Here is a 19,179-nt window from a genome sequence, read left to right as displayed (position 1 = left end):
GATTTCCTGACACCCGGGTCAGCTCAGATCGGGCAGGCGCTGCAGGAGCGCCTCTTTGTCGGATTCAAAACCGCTTGCGATCCACTCCGCCTCAAGCGTCCTGAGCGCACGGCCCAGGGCGGCCCCCTGCACGACCGGCATCAAATCCTGCGCGCTGATCGGAAAGGACGCGGTGGCACCCCGGTCAATATCAGTGTCTAATGTGGGCGAAACAGGCGTTTCCAGCAGCGCGGAGCGCAACAGCATGGCACGCTTCGCGATCTGCGCATCATGTCGATACGCAAGCTCTGCCGCGCTTGTGCCGTCCGTCGCCAACTCGCGCAGGAGCGCAACGCGCGTCGCCGAGGCCTTGCTCAGGCGCAGGGCGTCCCGCGGCTGATCACCGCCCAGCGCTGCAAGGCGGAGTTCCGCCTCGACCGGCAAGCCGGCCTCCAGATGGATCAGGGGCGCGAGGGCGCGATCATCGGCACCGGGCAGGATCTGCGCTAACACGCCGATCTGGCGCATGGTTGCAACCGAGGGCGCGGGATTGGCCGCAGCCAGCAGTTTCATCATCTCGGCTCCGACCCGCTCACGCGACAGCTCCGCAAGTCCGTCTTGCGTCTCGGCGATGGCGCCCAGCGCCTCGGGATCAAACCCCTCGTCCGCGTCGCCATACCAGCTGTGAAACCGAAAGTAGCGCAGGATGCGCAGATAATCCTCGCGAATACGCTGGCGGGCCGCGCCGATAAACCGCACCCTGCGCGCATACAGGTCATCCAGACCGCCCAGCGGATCGACAACCTCGCCATCCGGGCGCGCATAAAGCGCGTTCATGGTAAAATCACGCCGTCGCGCATCCTCGGCAATATCGGTCGCAAAGGCCACAACGGCGCGACGCCCATCCGTTGCCACATCCTTGCGAAACGTGGTGACCTCATGCGGGACACCCTCGGCCACGATCGTTACCGTCCCATGATCGATTCCCGTCGGGATCGCTTTGAGGCCGGCGTCGGCCGCGATCTGCATCACACGCGATGGCGCGACATTGGTGGATAGATCCAGGTCCGAGGTCGGTTCACGCAGCAGCGCATTGCGCACGCAGCCCCCGACAAAGTAGATCTCGGCCCCCGCAGCAGTCAGCGCCGCGCAGACCGCGCGGGTGGAGGGCGTATGCAGCCAGGGCTCATCGATCTTCATTGCAGGTCCATCATCGTCGCAAAGCCTCGCAACATGCGCGCAGTTGCCCCCCAGATGTAATAGGGGCCGAAGGGCGCTGTAAAATAATGCCGCCGCGTGCCGCGCCACCGGCGCGATTGTACCTGATAGCGTTCCACATCAAGCACATGTGCAAGCGGCGCGCGAAAGATCTCGGCGACCTCACCCGCTTCGGCACGCGCGTCAAAGGGCTGCTCGATCAGGGCGATCACGGGGGTGACCTGAAACCCGGTCACGGTTTCATGACACGGAAGATGTCCGAGGACCCGCGGCAATGCCCGTGGGAGTGCGACCTCCTCCCAGGCTTCGCGCAGCGCCGCATCCGTTACATCCCGATCACCGGCATCCACCTTGCCACCGGGAAACGCGATCTGGCCCGGGTGATGTTTCAGCGCCGATGACCGTTTCGTCAGAAGGACCTGCGGCTCGGCGCCATATGTTTCGATCCCGACCAGCACGCCGGCCGGGCGCAACCTGCGGCCCTCCGGCAATACGGTATCCGGGTTGAGGTCGAAATCAGACGTCACCGTCTGAGCGCGGGCCAGCGCCTCGGCAATCTTCTCCGCAAGCGCTGACACGGGGTTCACTCCTTCGTGGCATCAAAACCAAGCGTGGCGGGATCGAGATCGTAATGCGCCCCGCAGAACTGACAGTCCGCCGTCACCCGGCCCTCTTCGGTGGTCATCGTTTCGATGTCCCGGGCCGAGTAGATCGACAGGCTTTGCCGCACACGGTCCTCCGAACAGGTGCAGCCAAAGCGCACGGATTGCGCATCATACACCCGGGGGCGTTCCTCGTGGAACAGACGCAAGAGCAACTCGCTTGGCGACACCGACGGCCCGATCAGTTCCAGGTCCTCGACCGTTTCGAGCAGGATATTGACGCGGTTCCAGTTCTCTTCTTCCTCGCCGGAGACAAGATCCGCGGCGGTCAGCACCTCACCGGTTCCCTCGCCCTGCGCCGCAAAGGGCGAGGCCTTTGGCATATGCTGCAACATGATGCCGCCCGCGCGCCAGTGCTCGGGTTTGCCCGGTTCGGAAGATTTGCCAAAACTGAGGGAGAACCGCGTCGGCAGCTGTTCGGACTGCGCAAAATAGGCTTCTGCACATTGCGACAACGAGGTCTCCGCCAGCGGCGTGATCCCCTGGTAAGGCTGCGTGCCCTCGCCCTGATCGATCAGGATTGCGAAATAGCCCTCGCCCACCTGCTCAAACGGCGCGCCATCGGTGATGCGCTCGGGGTCAAAACTGGCATAAGCCCGAATACGGGCGGGCTCGCCTTCCTTTTCCGGGGCGTAGTAATCGGTCGCGATCATTCGCACCGCCCCCTTGGACTGGACCTGCAGCGACAGTTTCCAGCGCAGGCTCATGGTCTGGCCGATCAGCGCGGTCAACAGCGCCATCTCGGCCACCAGGGCCTCTACCGGTTGCGGATAGTTGTGTTGTTTCAGGATGCCATCCAGCACGCCGTCCAGCCGCGCCACACGGCCGCGCATGTCGGATGCATCAAGCTGGAAGGGCAGGACGGTATCGTCCCACGCGATTTTCGTACCAAGTATCATGGGGTTTCCTTAACGGCCGGCTATTGGCATACCGACGCTATATAGACTTTTCAGCCTCAGAGTGAAGGGGAGTCCGGTGATCAGACGGTTTGGAGAGGCACCACGCAGGGATCAGACCTACCGTCTGCGCCCCGGCGCCTATGCGTTGCTGCCACGAGATGGCCAGTTGTTGTTGACCTGTCAACATACCCCGGGGCCGGACATCCAACTGCCGGGCGGCGGGATCGATCCGGGCGAATCACCGATCCCCGCGCTGCATCGCGAGGTCTATGAGGAGACCGGCTGGAAAATTGCAGCCCCGAGACGGGTCGGCAGCTTTCGCCGGTTTGTGTTTATGCCGGAATATGACCTCTGGGCGGAAAAACTCTGCCACATATATGTCGCCCGCCCGGTCTTGCGCCTTAGTGCCCCGATCGAGCCGCATCATAGTGCGCTTTGGCTCCCCACGGAGGATGCGGTCAGAGTTCTCGGGAATGCGGGAGACCAGCATTTTGCTGCGCTGCTGGCACGCTTGGGCTGACCGGCGTCAGGGGCCCTGAAACTCAAATAGGGTGGCGGATATGTCATCCTCCAGCCCCTTGTCATCGCCCATCACCTGGGTGAGATGCCAATACAGATCGTCAAGGAATTCCTTGCCGCTGCGCTTTCGGTCGCAGCGCTTGACCAGCTCCACCAGCCCCTCGGTATCAAGCATGGAGCCATCCTTCAGATGCGCTTCGGTGAACCCGTCGGAATAAAGAAGCAGCCTGTCGCCCTTCTCCATTACGAATTCTTCCTGCTCGTAATCCACATCGGGCACCAGCCCCACGGGCACGCCACCCCTGCCGATAAACTCCATCGACCCATCGCGACGCAACAGGAGCGGGTGCGGATGCCCGGCCTGCACCATCTTGATCACGCCCGTGCGCAGGTCGGCGATGCAATAGGCCATGGTAAAGTATTCTTCGATGCCGGTATCGGCGATCAGGCGCGCGTTGAGCACACCTGCAACCTCTTCTGGCGGGCGCAGCGCGTAGAAGCGATTGAACTTCTTTTCCATCCCGACATTCTGATCGAAATAGGTCGAGGACAGATAACCGCCCAGCCGCGCGGTCATCATCGCCGAGGTGATCCCGTGGCCGGACACGTCGATGGAATAGAACCCCAGCCGGTTGATCCCGGGCGAGAACATCCCCACCAAGTCACCGCCGATATGGCCGCAGGGTTTCAACAGCAGATTGACCTCGGACTCTCCGAAGGAGCGGGTCAGTTCCGGAACAAGCGATTCCTGGATCTTGCGCGCCTGCATCAGATCCTTGTCGATGGCGTCATATACGGTCTGCAGCTCATCCAGCGTTTCAGACACGATGCGGTTCTTCTCGAACAGCTCGCGCTGCATGCGCAGAATACGCTCCCCGGCCGAGATTCGCGCCCGCAGCTCGTCCGAGCTGACCGGCTTGGTGAGAAAATCATCCGCGCCCGCATCAAGCCCTTCGGCGACCTCGTTTTTTTCGCTCTTTGAGGTCAGCAGGATGAAGTAGCTGTACGCCTCGTTGGATTTCGCACGAAAGGCCCGGCAGAACTCGATGCCGTTCATCCCGGGCATCATCCAGTCGCTGAGGATCAGGTCAGGCGGATCGACACGACAGATGTCCATTGCCTCCTCGCCGCCCTCGGCCTCGACGACGTCGAAGCCCCACTTCTTGAGCGAGGCCACGAGGATGCGTCGTTGCAAACGGCTGTCATCCACCACCAACACACGTCGGATGGACCCGCTCACAGGCACCTCTTCGCTTTCAACTGAATGCTCTGGCAGCACCGACAATCCCTCATTAACGCGGCGTGTCCCCTCGTGACCTTCTTAGAAAACACTTGATCGGCTTAATAGCTGATGAAGAATAAAATTTTACTCAAGTTTTTTTCCTTTACTATACTTTTACCCGATTTGACATAGGATACGCGCGTCTCCCCCGGAAGTTTGGAAGAAGACGATGATTGACTGGCCACGTGTACGCGAATTGAAAGACGAAGTCGGCGAAGACGGCTTCGAAGAGGTGATCGAACTGTTCCTCGAAGAGGTGGAGGGCGTCATCGACAAATTGAAGTCGGGCGACCGGTCCCAGCTTGAACAGGACCTGCATTTTCTCAAGGGCAGCGCGCTGAACCTCGGCTTTCGGGATTTTTCCAACCTCTGCTTTGAGGGGGAGCGGCTGGCGGCCAACGGGCAGGACAGCACGATCGACCTGCCCGGGGTGTTCTCCAGCTATGACCTGTCGAAGGCCCGCTTCCTTGCCGAAGTGGACCAACAAGCCTGACAGGGATCAGATCACGAACTGCGCCAGCGTTTCATCGTTGGTGATATCCGTATAGGTGAAGCCTGCCGCATCCAGCTGTGCAAACAGCGGTGCGAAGTTCTCCGGCCGTTTCGTTTCGATCCCGATCAGCACCGACCCGAAGTTGCGGGCGGACTTCTTCATATATTCAAACCTCGCAATATCATCTTCGGGGCCGAGAATATTGAGGAATTCCTTCAGCGCACCGGGCCTCTGGGGCAGGCGCAACAGGAAATATTTCTTCACCCCGGAATAGCGTTGCGCCCGTTCCTTGACCTCGGGCAGGCGTTCAAAATCGAAATTGCCGCCAGATGTCAGGCAGACCACCGTCTTGCCCTTGATCCACGTGCGCAGGTCGCCCAGCGCCTCCACGGCCAGCGCACCTGCGGGTTCCAGCACGATGCCTTCGACGTTGAGCATCTCAAGGATCGTGGTGCAGATCCGATCCTCGGTCATGGTCAGCACATCCGGCAACGGCACGTTGCGCAGTATGTCAAAGGGGCGTTCCCCGATCTTTCCGACCGCAGCCCCGTCGACAAAGGTGTCGACCCGCCCCAGCGGAACAGGGTGACCCGCCTCCAGCGCGGCCTTCAGACAGGCGCCCCCTTCGGGTTCCACAAACAGCGCATGCACATCCTCGCCAAAGTACTGCGACACGCCTGACGACATGCCGCCGCCGCCAACCGGCAGAACGATATGATCCGGGGCCCTGCCCAGTTGTGCCTCGATCTCGACCGCGATCGACGCCTGACCCTCGATGACATCAGCATCGTCAAACGGCGACAGGAAGCAGCCGCCCTTATCGGCACACCAGGCCTGCGCGGCGGCCAGCGTGTCATCGAAATAGTCGCCGATCAGGTGAACCTCGACATTGTCGCCGCCGAACATGCGGGTTTTCTGGATCTTCTGCTGCGGTGTCGTCACCGGCATGAAGATCACACCGCGCTTGTCCATCTGGCGGCACATATAGGCCATGCCCTGTGCATGGTTCCCGGCCGAGGCGCAGACAAACAGATCCTTGCCTGCCTGCTTGCGCATGGCATTGAGCGCGCCGCGGATCTTGTAGGAGCGCACCGGGCTCAGGTCCTCGCGCTTGAGGTATATGTCCGCGCCAAAGCGCTGGGACAGGAGTTCGTTGCGTTGCAGCGGCGTGGGCGGGAAGACATCGCGCATCGCCGCCTCGGCCGCCTTGGCCTGGGTCCGGAAGTTGGTCATGGGGATTTGGTGACCCAAAGCCGCGCCCAAGGCAAGAGGGCGCGGCAAAGCATTCCTTGGTATGCCGTCAGCGGCGCTCAGATCGGGCGTTTTTCAACGTAGTGACCATACAGCGTGGTGAGAATACTGACCTGGATCAGGCCAAACACCACGGAGGTAAGCGCCCACCACACAACCACCACAGGTCCGGTCAGCAAGAGCAGCGATTGTTCGATCGCGAACTGCATCACGACCGTAATCAGCACCAGACCGAACACCGGGCCAAATGCATCGGATGTTGCCTTCCACGCATCGGTGATGCTCAACCGCGTCTTGCCAAGGGCAACATTGGGCAATGTGATCGACAGACGCAGGAACACCCAGGCCGGCAACAAGGCCAGACCCGGCTCCAGGATCGGCAGGACGTGAACAAAGTTCCCGCCGAGCACGCTGGCCAGCACCGCAATCACGATCAGAACCGGGATCATGGCCAGAAGCACCAGAAGCCCGATCAAGATCCCCTGAAACGCATAGGCCAGGATACGATCAAGATGGAGCGGCGGCAGAAATCCCGGATTCTGCTCTTCCTCCAGGACATAGCGATGCCAGGCCACAATGGGCCACATTGAAATCAGCATGACGACAATGGCGGTCAGCAACAAACTGCCCACAAGGCCGCCGCCGGGAGTGACCTCCGATGCGGCCCCGGGAGACAGCAGCGCCAACACCCCGGTTTGTTGCGCGAGAACCCCGAGGATCACGCCAACCAGCACCGTCGGCAGGAGAAAAATCCGGATGACCATTTGCCAGTTTCGCACCAACATCGACACCGCGTGTTTGAATAAATACCAGCCCGTCATGGAAATGCTCCTATTGAATACAGCTTGCCGTCGCCCCTTCATAACGGAAGGATTCTGGACGAAAAGCCCCGAAAACCTTGCACCCACGTGCAAAAGGCGCTACGGCGCTTGACGTTCTGACCAAGAGGAAAACCCATGTCCGCGCCCAAGAAAGTTGTGCTGGCCTACTCCGGTGGCCTTGATACTTCGATCATCCTGAAATGGTTGCAGACCGAATACGGCTGCGAGGTTGTCACCTTCACCGCCGATCTCGGCCAGGGCGAGGAACTGGAACCGGCGCGAAAGAAGGCAGAGCTTCTGGGCATCAAACCGGAGAACATCTTTATCGAGGACATCCGCGAAGAGTTCGTGCGCGATTTTGTCTTCCCGATGTTCCGCGCCAATGCGGTCTACGAGGGCCTCTATCTGCTGGGCACCTCGATCGCGCGTCCGCTGATCTCCAAACGTCTTGTCGAGATCGCGGAAGCCACCGGCGCCGACGCCGTGTCGCACGGCGCGACCGGCAAGGGCAACGATCAGGTGCGGTTCGAACTCTCGGCCTACGCGCTGAACCCCGACATCAAGGTGATCGCGCCCTGGCGTGAGTGGGATCTGACCTCGCGCACCAAATTGCTGGAATTTGCCGAGGCAAACCAGATCCCGATCGCCAAGGACAAGCGCGGCGAGGCCCCCTTCTCGGTTGATGCCAACCTCCTGCACACCTCCTCCGAGGGCAAGGTTCTGGAAGACCCGGCCGAAATGGCGCCGGACTACGTGTTCCAGCGTACCGTGAACCCCGAAGACGCGCCGGATGAACCCGAATTCATCGAGATCGCCTTTGAAAAAGGCGATGCGGTAGCGATCAACGGCGAGGCCCTGTCGCCCGCAACGATCCTGACCCAGCTCAACGAATACGGCCGCAAGCATGGCATCGGGCGTCTGGACTTTGTGGAAAACCGCTTTGTGGGCATGAAGTCCCGCGGCATCTACGAGACCCCCGGCGGCGACATCCTGCTGGAAGCGCACCGCGGTATCGAACAGATCACGCTCGACAGCGGCGCCGGCCACCTGAAGGACTCGATCATGCCGCGCTATGCGGAACTGATCTACAACGGCTTCTGGTATTCCCCGGAGCGTGAGATGCTTCAGGCACTGATTGACGAGAGCCAGAAGCATGTCACCGGCACCGTCCGTCTGAAACTCTACAAGGGCTCCGCCAAAACCGTTGGCCGCTGGTCCGAGCATTCGCTCTATTCCGAGGCGCATGTGACCTTTGAAGAAGACGCAGGCGCCTATGACCAGAAAGACGCACAGGGCTTCATCCAGCTCAATGCGCTGCGCCTGAAGCTGCTCGCCGCACGCAACAAGCGCGTGAAATAATATGGCCGGGGACGACTTCGAAGACGACTTTCCGGAGGACGATCTGGAAGAGGAACTCGACATGTTCGTCGAGGCTCAGGACGCGGTCTGGGGCGATGTCGTGGCCGAACTCAAGGCTGGAAAGAAAACGAGCCACTGGATGTGGTTCGTCTTTCCGCAGCTGGCCAGCCTCGGGCAATCCCACATGGCGCAGCTCTACGGTCTGGAAGATCTGAAAGAGGCGCAGATCTATCTGGATCACCCGGTCTTGCGGCAACGCCTGATCGAGGTCTGCGATCTGATGCTGGGTCATGCCGGCAAGGACGCCGCAGAAATCCTGGGCCCGGTGGATGCCAAAAAGCTGCGCTCGTCCATGACCCTCTTTGCTGCTGCACCGAATGCGCCCGATCACTGCGCCCAGATCCTGCAACTGTTCTACGCCGGCGAACCCTGCTCCCATACTGCGGATGAAGTCGGCTGAACTCGGCTGTTCCTGCGCAAAACATGGCAACTTGCTGGCAAAACACCTGTCGCGCTCCGGGCAAGTTTTGCTAAGCTTGGCATGACCTGAGACACAAACCGGGAGTGGCGCAGTGAAGCCTATGATCCTCAGCGGCCTGATGCTTTGTCTGGCCTCGCCTGTGCTTGCAGATTTTAACATCTGCAACAAGACAAACAGCAAGGCCTTTGCCTCCATCGGCTACAAGGATGGCGACACATGGGTGTCAGAGGGCTGGTGGACGATCGAACCGGGCGATTGCAGCATTCCTGTCGTTGGCGATCTGAAGAACCGCTACTACTACATCCGCGCCGAGAGCGAGACCGGGAACTGGACCGGTGATTATTCCTTTTGCTACATCAATGACGCCTACACCATTCGTGGCGACGAAAACTGCACCTCTCGTGGCTACAAGACCGGAGGCTTTTTTGAGGTCGACACGGGCAATGCTCTGGACTGGACCCAGAACCTGACGGATTGAGCCGTCCCGCTGCCCCTTGGTCACGCTTGTCAGTTTGTGCCCCGACCCCCTAAGCCTGTGCGCATCACCGCAGTTGGGGGGCGCAATGATGGAAGAGATCGCAACGGATATTCGCAACGGTTTGGATGGCAAGAGCTTTGACGGGTCGTTGAAGTTCGACTGTGGGTCCGAGGGTGTGATCGTTCTCGACAACGGCAATGTCACGACCCAGGAACAAGCCACCGATTGCACATTGCGCCTGAGCATCGAAAACCTGAAAAAGCTCCTGCGCGGGCAGCTGAATCCGATGACCGCGGTGATGATGGGCAAGATCAAGATTTCCGGCGACATGGCGGTCGCGATGAAGCTCGGCAAACTGATCGGCTGACCGCTGCGGGCTCAGATCTTGATCGCCCGCATCTCCTCGTAGATTTCCATCGCCTGTTCCAAAACCGGTTGCAGACGCTCTGGAACCTCGGGCAATGCGCCTTCTGGCCCGGCGAAACCGGTCGAGTTCCACACCGCCCCGTACCAATGCGGCGCCCAGACGCCGTCATCCTTGTGGCCACCCTTCGGCCAGCTCAACATCTCGGGCGAAAACGGCAAGCTGATCGCCTCGCACAGCTGTTCCAGCTTTTCCCTGGGGTTCTGACGGATGTCATAGCTGTCGATAACCAGCGGTTTCTGTCCCCATCCGCGCACAAGCTCGATCAGCTCCATCTGCTGGCTGAACCCGATGTCGTCGAGGCCAATCTGGTCATATTTCGCGGCAAAGGAGGCGATCACCCGCGCGGGATGGCGGATGAGAAAGACATTAGTGACATCACGCAGCCACTCACGGGGCACCTCCGCGATCATGTGCTGGCACATGTGTTTCTGATAGAAATGCGGCCTGGCGCCGGGCACCGGACCCAGGAGCTGCTCTGCGACGACCGATGGATCCTGCGGTTGGCTGTCCAGAATGTCGTCGCGCATCGGATGCTCAAGGCCGGTGCGGGCCAGATAGGCGGCGTAGAACGGTTCGTCCACAACCGCGCAATCGCTGCGCGCCCCAAAGGCATACATCATGGCGGTAGACAGGTTCCTCGGTCCCGACCACATGGCAATCCGCATCACTATACTCCCTGACCTCATGCAATTTTTGCCGACGCTAGAAGAAACTCCCCGGCGCGCCAACCGGTAAACTGCCGTCACCGATGCGTGACATTCGATGTCACTCCCTTGGCGCAGCACGTCGCGTCAGGCAGGCTCGTCGCAATGCAGGAACCCCTTCATTCAGGAGGATGCCATGGGTCGTCTTGATACACTGAAACACATCACGCTCGCCGCGTTCATCATCATCGGATCGCTGGCAAAGGGCATCGAAGCACGCGCCCAGTCGCAACAGGAACTGATTGTGGCAGGCGGCTGTTTCTGGTGCGTCGAGAGCGATTTTGAATCGGTGAAAGGTGTCTCGGAGGTGATCTCCGGTTACACCGGCGGCACCACCAAGAACCCCACCTACAAACAGGTCGGACGCGGCGGCACCGGGCATTACGAGGCGGTCAAAATCCTCTTCGATCCCTCTGTCATCCGGCGCGAGAGCCTACTGGAGTTGTTCTTCCGCTCGATCGATCCGACCGACGCCGGCGGACAGTTCTGTGATCGGGGCGAGGTCTACCGAACCGCGATATTTGTCTCTAACAAGGCAGAGAAGGCTCTCGCCGAGCAAGTCCGATCCGACGCCCAGAGGGAGCTTGGTCAGAAAATCGTCACGCCGATCCTGGATGCCAAAACATTCTACGACGCCGAGGACTATCATCAGGACTACTACAAGGGCGACGGTCTGGTGTTGACCCGTTTTGGCCCGCTGCGCCAATCCAAAGCCTACAAACGCTATCGCACCGCCTGTGGTCGTGACGCGCGGGTTGCAGACCTGTGGGGCGACGAGGCGCCCTTTGTCGGAACACATTAAACCCTGCGCAACCGGTGCAAAAAAAGGGGCCTCCGTGGGCCCCTTTCTTCAGGTTGAAATGTCCAGGCCTCAGAAACTGGCGTCCTGCACCTCTTTCAGATCTGGGATCACATCCGCGGCCCCGTGACGTGTGACCATCAGCGCGCCGGCGCGCGACGCCTGCGCCATAGCTTGTGCCATCGGCAGGCCGCGGTCCAATGCGGCGAGCACGTATCCGGTAAAGGTATCGCCCGCGCCGGTGGTATCCACGGGCGTCACTTTCTGCGCAGGAATATCTGTAGCGGTCCCGGTGCGGCCATCAAAATGGCGCGCGCCCTCGGCACCAAGTGTGACGATCACATCGTCCACACCCAGATCCTGCGGTGCTTTGCCGGTCGCATCCTGAAGCTGCGCCGCCTCAACTTCATTGAGGAACAACAGATCCATGAATGGCAAAACCGCCTGCACCGCCGCTGCATCAAACGGCGCTGCCGCATAGGCCACACGCAGGCCAAGCTTGCGACCAATCTCAGCTGCCTCGGCCTGCATATTCGTCTCATTCTGCATCAGAAGAATGTCACCGGCATGCGCAGCCGTCAGGGCCTGACCGATTTGATCCGCGCTCAGGGCCCGGTTCGCACCGGGATAGAGAATGATCTGGTTCTCCCCCGCCGGGTCGACAGCGATGATCGCATGCCCGGTGGCGGTATTCATCTGCGCGATGTGGCGCGTATCGACGCCGTATTCGGTCAACCGATCAACGCACCATTTGCCCTCCGGCCCGACTGCACCGATGTGACAGGCATGCGCACCGGCCCGCGCCGCCGCAACCGACATATTCGCGCCCTTGCCGCCAAGCCCCTGCTCCAGGGAGTTGGCGGCCAGTGTTTCGCCGGGGGCCGGCATATGCGGCAGGGCATAGACCATGTCTATATTGATCGACCCAAGGTTCCAGATTGCCATGATGCGCGCCCCCTCGTGGTTCAGCCGATGTTGCAGGCCGCCAGAACGGCCATGTTCAGCACGTCATTGGCGGTCGAGCTGGTAGAGCAGATCTGGATCGGCTTGTCGACGCCCGACAGGATCGGCCCCACAACAGTCGCCCCGCCCATTTCCTGCATCAGCTTGACCGAGATCGAGGCCGAGTGCCGTGCCGGAACCACCAGGATATTGGCCGGACCGGACAGGCGCTGGAACGGGTAATGTTCCTGCGACTTGGCATTCAGCGCCACATCCACGGTCATCTCACCCTCATATTCGAAATCGACGCCGCGTTTGTCGAGCACGGTCGGCGCGATATGCATCTTCTCCGCCCGCTCCGACACCGGATAGCCAAAGGTCGAGAAGCTCACAAAGGCCACCCGGGGTTCAAGCCCCATGTGCCGGGCCACACCGGCGGCACGCTCTGCGATGGTGGCAAGGTCATTCTCGTTTGGCCATTCATGCACCAGCGTGTCGCCGATCAACACGATGCGCCCCTTGTGCAAGAGCGCCGTCACCCCGGCCACACCGTGGTCGGCATCGGCGTCGAACACATGGTTGATGCGTTCCAGCACATGCGCGGATTTCCGGGTCGCCCCGGTCACCAGACCATCGCCGTGCCCATGTGCCAGCATCAGCGCAGAGAACACATGCCGGTCGCGCCCCACCAAACGGTGGATATCCTTGCGATCAAACCCCTTCCGGTTCAGGCGGTTATAAAGGAATTCCTTATAGGCATCAAAGTGATGGGTATTGGCGGCGTTGACCACCTCCAATTCGCGCACCGCATCGCCCAGACCGGCCTCTTCGAGCCTGGCTTTGACATCCTCCTGACGGCCAACCACCAGCGCCTTGCCAAAGCCGGAGCGCTGATAGGTCACAGCCGCACGCAGCACACGCGGATCATCCCCTTCGGCAAAGATCATACGAGACTGTGCCGCACGGGCGCGCGCGTTGAGGCCGCGCAGGATCGATTGCGTCGGGTCCATCCGTCCTCGCAGGCCGTGTTCGTAGGCGTCCATGTCGATGATCGGACGGCGCGCCACGCCGGTATCCATACCGGCCTTGGCAACCGCAGGCGGGATGCGGTGGATCAAACGCGGGTCAAACGGCGTCGGGATGATGTAGTCGCGACCAAAGGACAGCGATTTGCCGTAGGCCAGCGCCACCTCATCCGGCACATCCTCACGGGCCAGGCGGGCCAGTGCATGGGCACAGGCGATCTTCATCTCGTCGTTGATGGCGCGCGCATGAATGTCGAGCGCCCCACGGAACAGGTAGGGAAAGCCCAGCACATTGTTCACCTGGTTCGGATAGTCCGAACGCCCGGTGGCAACGATGGCATCCACACGGACCTCATGCGCCTCTTCGGGGGTGATCTCGGGATCGGGGTTCGCCATGGCAAAGATGACCGGATTATCGGCCATGGATTTCACCATCTCTTGGGTCACCGCGCCCCGGACCGACACGCCGAGGAAAACATCCGCGCCGTTCATGGCGTCTTCGAGGGACCGCAGCTCGGTCTTGACCGCGTGGGCCGATTTCCACTGGTTCATCCCTTCGGTCCGACCCTGGTAGATCACGCCCTTGGTGTCGCAGACGATGCAGTTCTCATGCCGCGCACCCATGGATTTCAACAGCTCGATACAGGCGATGCCTGCCGCCCCTGCCCCATTGAGAACGATCCGAACATCCTCGATTTTCTTGCCAGACAGGTGCAAAGCATTGATCAGGCCAGCGGCACAGATCACCGCGGTGCCGTGCTGGTCATCGTGGAAGACCGGAATATCCATCTCTTCCTTGAGCTTCTGCTCGATGATGAAACACTCGGGCGCCTTGATGTCTTCGAGGTTGATACCGCCAAAGGTCGGCCCCATCAGCTTCACCGCCTTGATGAACTCGTCCGGGTCCTCGGTGTCGAGCTCGATGTCGATCGAGTTCACATCCGCAAAACGTTTGAAAAGGACCGATTTGCCTTCCATCACCGGTTTGGAGCCGAGTGCACCGAGATTACCAAGCCCCAGAACCGCCGTCCCGTTGGAGATCACCGCAACAAGATTGCCCTTGTTGGTGTAATCATAGGCAAGTTCGGGGTTTTCGGCGATCGCCTCACAGGGGACCGCCACGCCGGGGCTATAGGCCAAGGACAGATCCCGCTGGGTGGTCATGGGGACCGTCGCGGTGACCTCCCATTTGCCGGGGCTGGGCTCCAGGTGAAAGGCCAGCGCCTCTTCATTGGTGATCTTGGCTTTGGGCATGTCGGTCTTCGTCCTCTCCTAGTCGAAAACTGTCATATCCCAGCGGCCGCAGCCTCTCAATCCACCGCTTTCACAATTCACTCTTTTGCATTTCTTTCAAATCACGGCTTAAAATCGAAAGGGTTTGTCAAAGTTTGGCCCCAATCCAGACCCGTCTTTGCTACACTTCCTTGGTGTTTCTTAACTGCACTTGCTGCCCAAGTGGCGCAGCGACTCATCTGTCGACTGCATATGTCAGAATGGCATCCCCCGTCCGTTCGGGCCTTTCCCGCGCGGGCCAATGAAGCATGCATACCAGGTATTGGGTTATATAGGGGTGCACAAATGACAAGTATCAACACCAACCCGGGCGCAGAGATCGCGCTTCGGGTTCTCACCGACAAGCAGGTGGAAAAGGAGGATGTCCAGGACGACATCTCCACCGGCAAAGAGGTCGACAAAGCCAAGGACGCTCCGGCGATCTGGGCCATTTCCGAAATCATGGGATCTGATCTGGCCGGGTTCGAAGCCACCTCCAGTGGCTTGAACGTCGTCGAGGCCACCGTTTCCGTTGCCTCTGCCGGTGCGGAACAGATCACCTCGATCCTCACCGACATGAAGGAGCTGACGGTCCAGGCCAGCTCCGGTGTCGGCGACTACTCGATGATCGAGGAACAGCTGGCCCAGAAGACAGAGCAGATCAATACGATCATTTCGTCCTCTGGCTTCAACGGGGTCAATCTTCTGGCAACCGACGCCGATGGCAATGGCGGCACGGGTCTGACGGTCGCGGCGTCTCAGGATCGCTCTGGTGACGCGGCGCCGACGCAATCCACCATCACCGTCGACAGCGTCGATTTCGAAGGCAACGCCAGCTTTGACATCAACAACCGTACCGCGGTGACCGATGCAGCCTCGGCCCGTACCGCCCTTGGCGAAATAGAGGGCTTCTTGCGCTATGCCACCGACAGTGCCGCGGCTCTTGGCGCCGGTGCGCAGCAGATGGCCGAGCAGGATGTCTTTCTCGACAAGCTCAGCGATGCGGTGAAGATGGGCATAAGCGAGCTGACCGATACCGACATGGAAGACGCCGCCGCCCGATACGAGGCCCTCAGCGCTCAGGAACAGCTCAGCGGGCTGTCGCTCTCGATCGCCAACGCCTCACCGGGATCCTTGCGGTCGCTCTACTCCTGATCGCCCTGAAAACAACACCTATGGCCGAGTTCCGCAGATGCGGGGTTCGGCCTTTGGATTGCCGGGTTTTCCTCGCGACTCGAGCCATGTAAACGTCATGCGACCTGACGAATGGGGGCTCGCATGTCTGTCACGCCGATGATGGCGCAATATCTCGAGATCAAGGCGCAATACCAGGATGCGCTGCTGTTCTATCGCATGGGCGATTTCTACGAGATGTTCTTTGAGGACGCGGTGAACGCCGCCGAGGCGCTTGATATCGCCCTCACCAAACGCGGCAAACACGAAGGCGAAGACATCCCCATGTGCGGCGTGCCGGTGCACGCGGCAGAGGGCTATCTCCTGACCCTGATCCGCAAGGGGTTTCGGGTTGCTGTCGGAGAACAGATGGAAAGCCCGGCCGAGGCCAAAAAACGCGGCTCGAAATCCGTTGTGAAACGCGATGTGGTGCGTCTGGTCACCCCCGGCACATTGACCGAGGATTCCCTGCTGGAGGCCCGTCGGCATAATTTCCTCGTGGCCTATTCGGAACTGCGCGATCAGGCCGCGCTTGCCTGGGCCGATATTTCCACCGGTGTGTTCCACGTGATGCCGGTCGCCCGTGTGCGGCTCAGCCCGGAGCTGGCGCGCCTTGCTCCGTCAGAGCTGATTGTCGCCGATGGCGCGGTTTATGACGCCACGCTACCGCTGGCGGAGGAATACAAGATCCCGCTGACCCCACTGGGCAAAGCCAGTTTTGACAGCACTGCCGCCGAAAAACGTCTCTGTAGCCTGTTCAACGTGGGCGCGCTCGATGGGTTTGGCACCTTCAGCCGCGCGGAAATTTCCGCGATGGGCGCTGTGGTGGACTATCTGGAGATCACACAGAAGGGCAAACTGCCGCTATTGCAGCCGCCCTTGCAAGAGTCCGAAGATCGCACCGTTCAAATCGATGCCTCGACACGGCGCAATCTCGAACTTACCCGCTCACTCTCTGGGGGGCGCGCCGGATCGCTCCTCGCGGTCGTGGATCGTACCGTGACCCCGGGGGGCGCGCGTCTACTGGAACAACGGCTTTCCAGCCCCTCGCGCAATCTCGATGTGATCTCTTCGCGTCTTGCTGCGCTCGATGCCGCCGTTGAGGGCCCGACGCGGAGCGATGCGCTGCGGGGTCTTCTCCGCAAAACGCCCGATATCGACCGGGCCCTGTCGCGGCTTGCGCTGGACCGCGGCGGCCCCCGCGACCTCGCCGCCATTCGCAACGCGCTGACCCAAGGCGAAGAGATCGAGCGCGAACTTCAGGGCGAAGATCTACCGCCTCTTCTGACAGAAGCCAGAAACGCCCTTGGCGGATTTGACGAGCTTCTGTCCTTGCTGGATGCAGCCTTGATTGCAGAGCCCCCCTTGCTCGCCCGTGATGGCGGTTTTATCGCGTCAGGGTATGACAGCGAATTGGACGAAGCCCGGACCCTGCGCGACGAGGGCCGCTCCGTCATCGCAGGTCTTCAGAAGAAATACGCGGAACACACCGGCATCAGCTCGCTGAAGATCAAGCACAACAACGTGCTTGGCTATTTCATCGAAACCACCGCGACCCATGCCGCCAAAATGCAGTCGGCACCGATGTCGGAAACCTACATCCACCGTCAAACTACCGCAAATCAGGTACGCTTCACAACGGTGGAGCTGAGCGAGATTGAAACCAAGATCCTCAATGCCGGAAACCTGGCCCTGGAGATCGAAAAGCGGCTCTATCAAAGGCTTTCCGGCGCAATTCTCGACTGCGCCGCGCGTCTCAACCAGGCTGCACGTGGCTTTGCCGAGATTGATCTGGTGACCGCATTGGCCGATCTGGCCCGCGGTGAAAACTGGACCCGGCCACGGGTTGATACCTCGCGCGCGTTTCACGTGGACGGGGGCCGCCATCCGGTCGTGGAACAGGCGCTGCGCCAACAAGGCGGCGAGACTTTCGTTGCCAATGACTGCGACCTCAGCACGGACGATGGCGCCGCTGTCTGGTTGCTGACCGGTCCGAACATGGCGGGTAAATCAACCTTCCTGCGTCAGAATGCGCTGATCGCAGTTCTGGCCCAGATGGGCAGCTATGTACCGGCTGAATCCGCCCACATCGGCATGGTCAGCCAGCTGTTCAGCCGCGTCGGAGCTTCCGACGACCTCGCCCGGGGTCGCTCAACCTTCATGGTGGAGATGGTGGAAACTGCCGCCATCCTGAACCAAGCCGATGACCGCGCGCTGGTGATCCTTGATGAAATCGGACGTGGCACGGCCACCTACGATGGCCTGTCGATCGCCTGGGCGACGCTTGAACATCTGCATGAGGTCAACCGCTCCCGCGCGCTCTTTGCCACCCACTACCACGAATTGACCCAGCTCGCCGCAAAGCTGCCCGGTGTCGACAATGCCACGGTGTCGGTCAAGGAGTGGGAAGGCGAAGTGATCTTCCTGCATGAGGTCAAAAAAGGCGCCGCAGATCGCTCCTACGGTGTGCAAGTGGCGCAACTCGCGGGCCTACCCGCTTCCGTCGTGGAACGCGCACGCAGCGTCCTTGATATGCTGGAGAAAAGCAGCCGCGAAGGCGGCGGCGCGGGCAAGGTACAAATCGATGACCTGCCACTGTTCGCCGCCGCGCCAGCGCCGCAGCCCAAACCCGCCAAAGGCCCCTCGCCGGCAGAAAAGCTCCTCGAAGAGATTTTCCCCGATGATCTCACCCCGCGCGAGGCACTCGAAGCGCTCTACCGGCTAAAGGACGCCAGCAAGAGCTAAGAAAAAGGACGGTCCCAAACGGCCGCCCTTTCATCTTTTCAAAAATACCACCGCCGGAGGCATGGGCCCATCAGGGCCCATTTCTATTAGGACGCGGGTGTTGACGACACGCCAACTTGTGCGGGTCGCAGCAGGCGGTCATGCAGCATGAAGCCCTCAGCGGACACCTGAATGATGTCACCGGCCTTTGTGCCGGGCACGGGTGCCTCGAACATGGCCTCATGCACCTGCGGGTCAAACCGGTCTCCAACCTCAGGTGTTACCACCTGAATGCCGTGCTTTTGGAACACGTCCAGCAGCGCGCGCATGGTCAGTTCAACCCCTTCGATCAACGCAGCAGACACAGCCTTCTGCTCTTCGGTTGCAGCCTCAACCGCACGCTTCATGTTGTCGTAAACCGGCAGCATGTCCCGCGCCAGTTTGGAGCCGCCATACTGCTCCGCCTCACGCCGTGCCTTGTCGCCACGCTTGCGCGCGTTTTCCGCATCGGCCAAGGCGCGCATGAAGCGGTCCTTGTATTCATCACGCTCCGCACGCAGGCTGTCCAGCTCCAGCGCTTCGTCGTCGAATTCCTCGGTCTGAGCCGACAGCTCCTCGGCTTCGGCTGCCTCGATATCGTCCAAAAAGTCTTCGTTCTTGGGCTCTGCCAT

Annotated in this window: 19 protein-coding genes; 9 read left to right on the top strand and 10 right to left on the bottom strand. The window is 60.6% G+C overall.

All coding sequences use genetic code 11. The features are described from left to right. Positions 1-18 precede the first annotated feature (18 nt). From MHM88_RS10900 to MHM88_RS10890, 3 genes are read right to left on the bottom strand one after another with little or no spacing between them, the layout of a single operon-like run. On the bottom strand, positions 19-1,179 hold the full coding sequence (locus MHM88_RS10900) for a CCA tRNA nucleotidyltransferase (protein ID WP_239364393.1): 1,161 nt from the start codon (positions 1,177-1,179) through the stop codon (positions 19-21). Then, the gene (locus tag MHM88_RS10895) at positions 1,176-1,775 is read right to left on the bottom strand and encodes a CoA pyrophosphatase (protein ID WP_239322300.1); all 600 of its coding nucleotides are present in this window, start codon (positions 1,773-1,775) and stop codon (positions 1,176-1,178) included. Before MHM88_RS10895 ends, MHM88_RS10900 begins: the two co-directional genes overlap by 4 nt. Positions 1,776-1,780: 5 nt before the next feature. After that, positions 1,781-2,758 carry an Hsp33 family molecular chaperone HslO gene (locus MHM88_RS10890; RefSeq protein WP_239364390.1) on the bottom strand — a complete coding sequence of 326 codons (978 nt, stop codon included), beginning with the start codon at positions 2,756-2,758 and terminating at the stop codon, positions 1,781-1,783. Between the two features lie 76 nt (positions 2,759-2,834). Between MHM88_RS10890 and MHM88_RS10885 the strand changes: the two genes are divergently transcribed. Next, entirely contained in the window at positions 2,835-3,278 is a 444-nt protein-coding gene (locus tag MHM88_RS10885) for an NUDIX hydrolase (RefSeq protein ID WP_239364381.1), read from the top strand. Positions 3,279-3,284: 6 nt separating this feature from the next. On the opposite strand, the gene MHM88_RS10880 is transcribed toward MHM88_RS10885, so the two are convergent. Next, positions 3,285-4,556 (bottom strand): fused response regulator/phosphatase, encoded by a 1,272-nt coding sequence (locus tag MHM88_RS10880; protein ID WP_239322297.1) that lies wholly within the window; start codon positions 4,554-4,556, stop codon positions 3,285-3,287. Between the two features lie 172 nt (positions 4,557-4,728). Here MHM88_RS10880 and MHM88_RS10875 point away from each other — a divergent pair, with 172 nt between their 5' ends. Then, positions 4,729-5,052, top strand: a complete 324-nt coding sequence (locus MHM88_RS10875) for an Hpt domain-containing protein (RefSeq protein ID WP_239322296.1) — start codon at positions 4,729-4,731, stop codon at positions 5,050-5,052. Positions 5,053-5,058: 6 nt separating this feature from the next. Here the strand turns inward: MHM88_RS10875 and ilvA are convergent, their stop codons facing one another. Both ilvA and MHM88_RS10865 read right to left on the bottom strand, forming a co-directional pair. Then, the gene (gene ilvA, locus MHM88_RS10870) at positions 5,059-6,285 is read right to left on the bottom strand and encodes a threonine ammonia-lyase IlvA (RefSeq protein ID WP_239364378.1); all 1,227 of its coding nucleotides are present in this window, start codon (positions 6,283-6,285) and stop codon (positions 5,059-5,061) included. 77 nt (positions 6,286-6,362) lie between these two features. After that, complete coding sequence (locus MHM88_RS10865) at positions 6,363-7,166, bottom strand: hypothetical protein (protein WP_239364375.1); 804 nt, start codon at positions 7,164-7,166, stop codon at positions 6,363-6,365. Positions 7,167-7,259: 93 nt separating this feature from the next. Between MHM88_RS10865 and MHM88_RS10860 the strand changes: the two genes are divergently transcribed. The 4 genes from MHM88_RS10860 to MHM88_RS10845 all read left to right on the top strand — a co-directional run bounded on the left by MHM88_RS10860 (position 7,260) and on the right by MHM88_RS10845 (position 9,809). After that, positions 7,260-8,483, top strand: coding sequence for an argininosuccinate synthase (locus tag MHM88_RS10860; RefSeq protein WP_239364373.1), 1,224 nt, complete (start codon positions 7,260-7,262; stop codon positions 8,481-8,483). Position 8,484: 1 nt separating this feature from the next. Then, on the top strand, positions 8,485-8,943 hold the full coding sequence (locus tag MHM88_RS10855; protein ID WP_239364371.1) for a DUF1810 domain-containing protein: 459 nt from the start codon (positions 8,485-8,487) through the stop codon (positions 8,941-8,943). 121 nt (positions 8,944-9,064) lie between these two features. Then, positions 9,065-9,442, top strand: coding sequence for a DUF1036 domain-containing protein (locus tag MHM88_RS10850; protein WP_239322396.1), 378 nt, complete (start codon positions 9,065-9,067; stop codon positions 9,440-9,442). Between the two features lie 85 nt (positions 9,443-9,527). Next, positions 9,528-9,809: an SCP2 sterol-binding domain-containing protein gene (locus tag MHM88_RS10845; protein WP_239364368.1), complete on the top strand. Its 282-nt coding sequence runs from the start codon at positions 9,528-9,530 to the stop codon at positions 9,807-9,809. Positions 9,810-9,820: 11 nt separating this feature from the next. Here the strand turns inward: MHM88_RS10845 and MHM88_RS10840 are convergent, their stop codons facing one another. Beyond that, entirely contained in the window at positions 9,821-10,534 is a 714-nt protein-coding gene (locus MHM88_RS10840; protein WP_239364359.1) for an HAD family hydrolase, read from the bottom strand. Positions 10,535-10,709: 175 nt separating this feature from the next. On the opposite strand from MHM88_RS10840, the gene msrA reads away from it, so the two are divergent. Beyond that, a complete protein-coding gene (gene msrA, locus MHM88_RS10835; RefSeq protein ID WP_239364356.1) occupies positions 10,710-11,375 on the top strand; it encodes a peptide-methionine (S)-S-oxide reductase MsrA in 666 nt (221 codons plus the stop codon). Between the two features lie 69 nt (positions 11,376-11,444). Here the strand turns inward: msrA and MHM88_RS10830 are convergent, their stop codons facing one another. Together MHM88_RS10830 and MHM88_RS10825 are read right to left on the bottom strand one after the other, a co-directional pair. Continuing rightward, complete coding sequence (locus MHM88_RS10830; protein WP_239364352.1) at positions 11,445-12,317, bottom strand: ribokinase; 873 nt, start codon at positions 12,315-12,317, stop codon at positions 11,445-11,447. A 20-nt stretch (positions 12,318-12,337) separates the two neighbouring features. Beyond that, on the bottom strand, positions 12,338-14,593 hold the full coding sequence (locus MHM88_RS10825) for an NADP-dependent malic enzyme (protein ID WP_239364348.1): 2,256 nt from the start codon (positions 14,591-14,593) through the stop codon (positions 12,338-12,340). A gap of 324 nt (positions 14,594-14,917) precedes the next feature. Between MHM88_RS10825 and MHM88_RS10820 the strand changes: the two genes are divergently transcribed. Then, positions 14,918-15,766 (top strand): flagellin, encoded by an 849-nt coding sequence (locus MHM88_RS10820; RefSeq protein WP_239364345.1) that lies wholly within the window; start codon positions 14,918-14,920, stop codon positions 15,764-15,766. A 123-nt stretch (positions 15,767-15,889) separates the two neighbouring features. Beyond that, a complete protein-coding gene (gene mutS / locus MHM88_RS10815; protein WP_239364342.1) occupies positions 15,890-18,529 on the top strand; it encodes a DNA mismatch repair protein MutS in 2,640 nt (879 codons plus the stop codon). Between the two features lie 86 nt (positions 18,530-18,615). Here the strand turns inward: mutS and MHM88_RS10810 are convergent, their stop codons facing one another. Beyond that, positions 18,616-19,179, bottom strand: a complete 564-nt coding sequence (locus tag MHM88_RS10810; protein ID WP_009177390.1) for a nucleotide exchange factor GrpE — start codon at positions 19,177-19,179, stop codon at positions 18,616-18,618.

It is taken from the genome of Epibacterium sp. MM17-32, from assembly GCF_022348205.1.
Lineage (GTDB): Bacteria > Pseudomonadota > Alphaproteobacteria > Rhodobacterales > Rhodobacteraceae > Epibacterium.
Note: the sequence above shows the minus strand (reverse complement) of the source record. Positions and strands in the feature narration are given on the sequence as shown.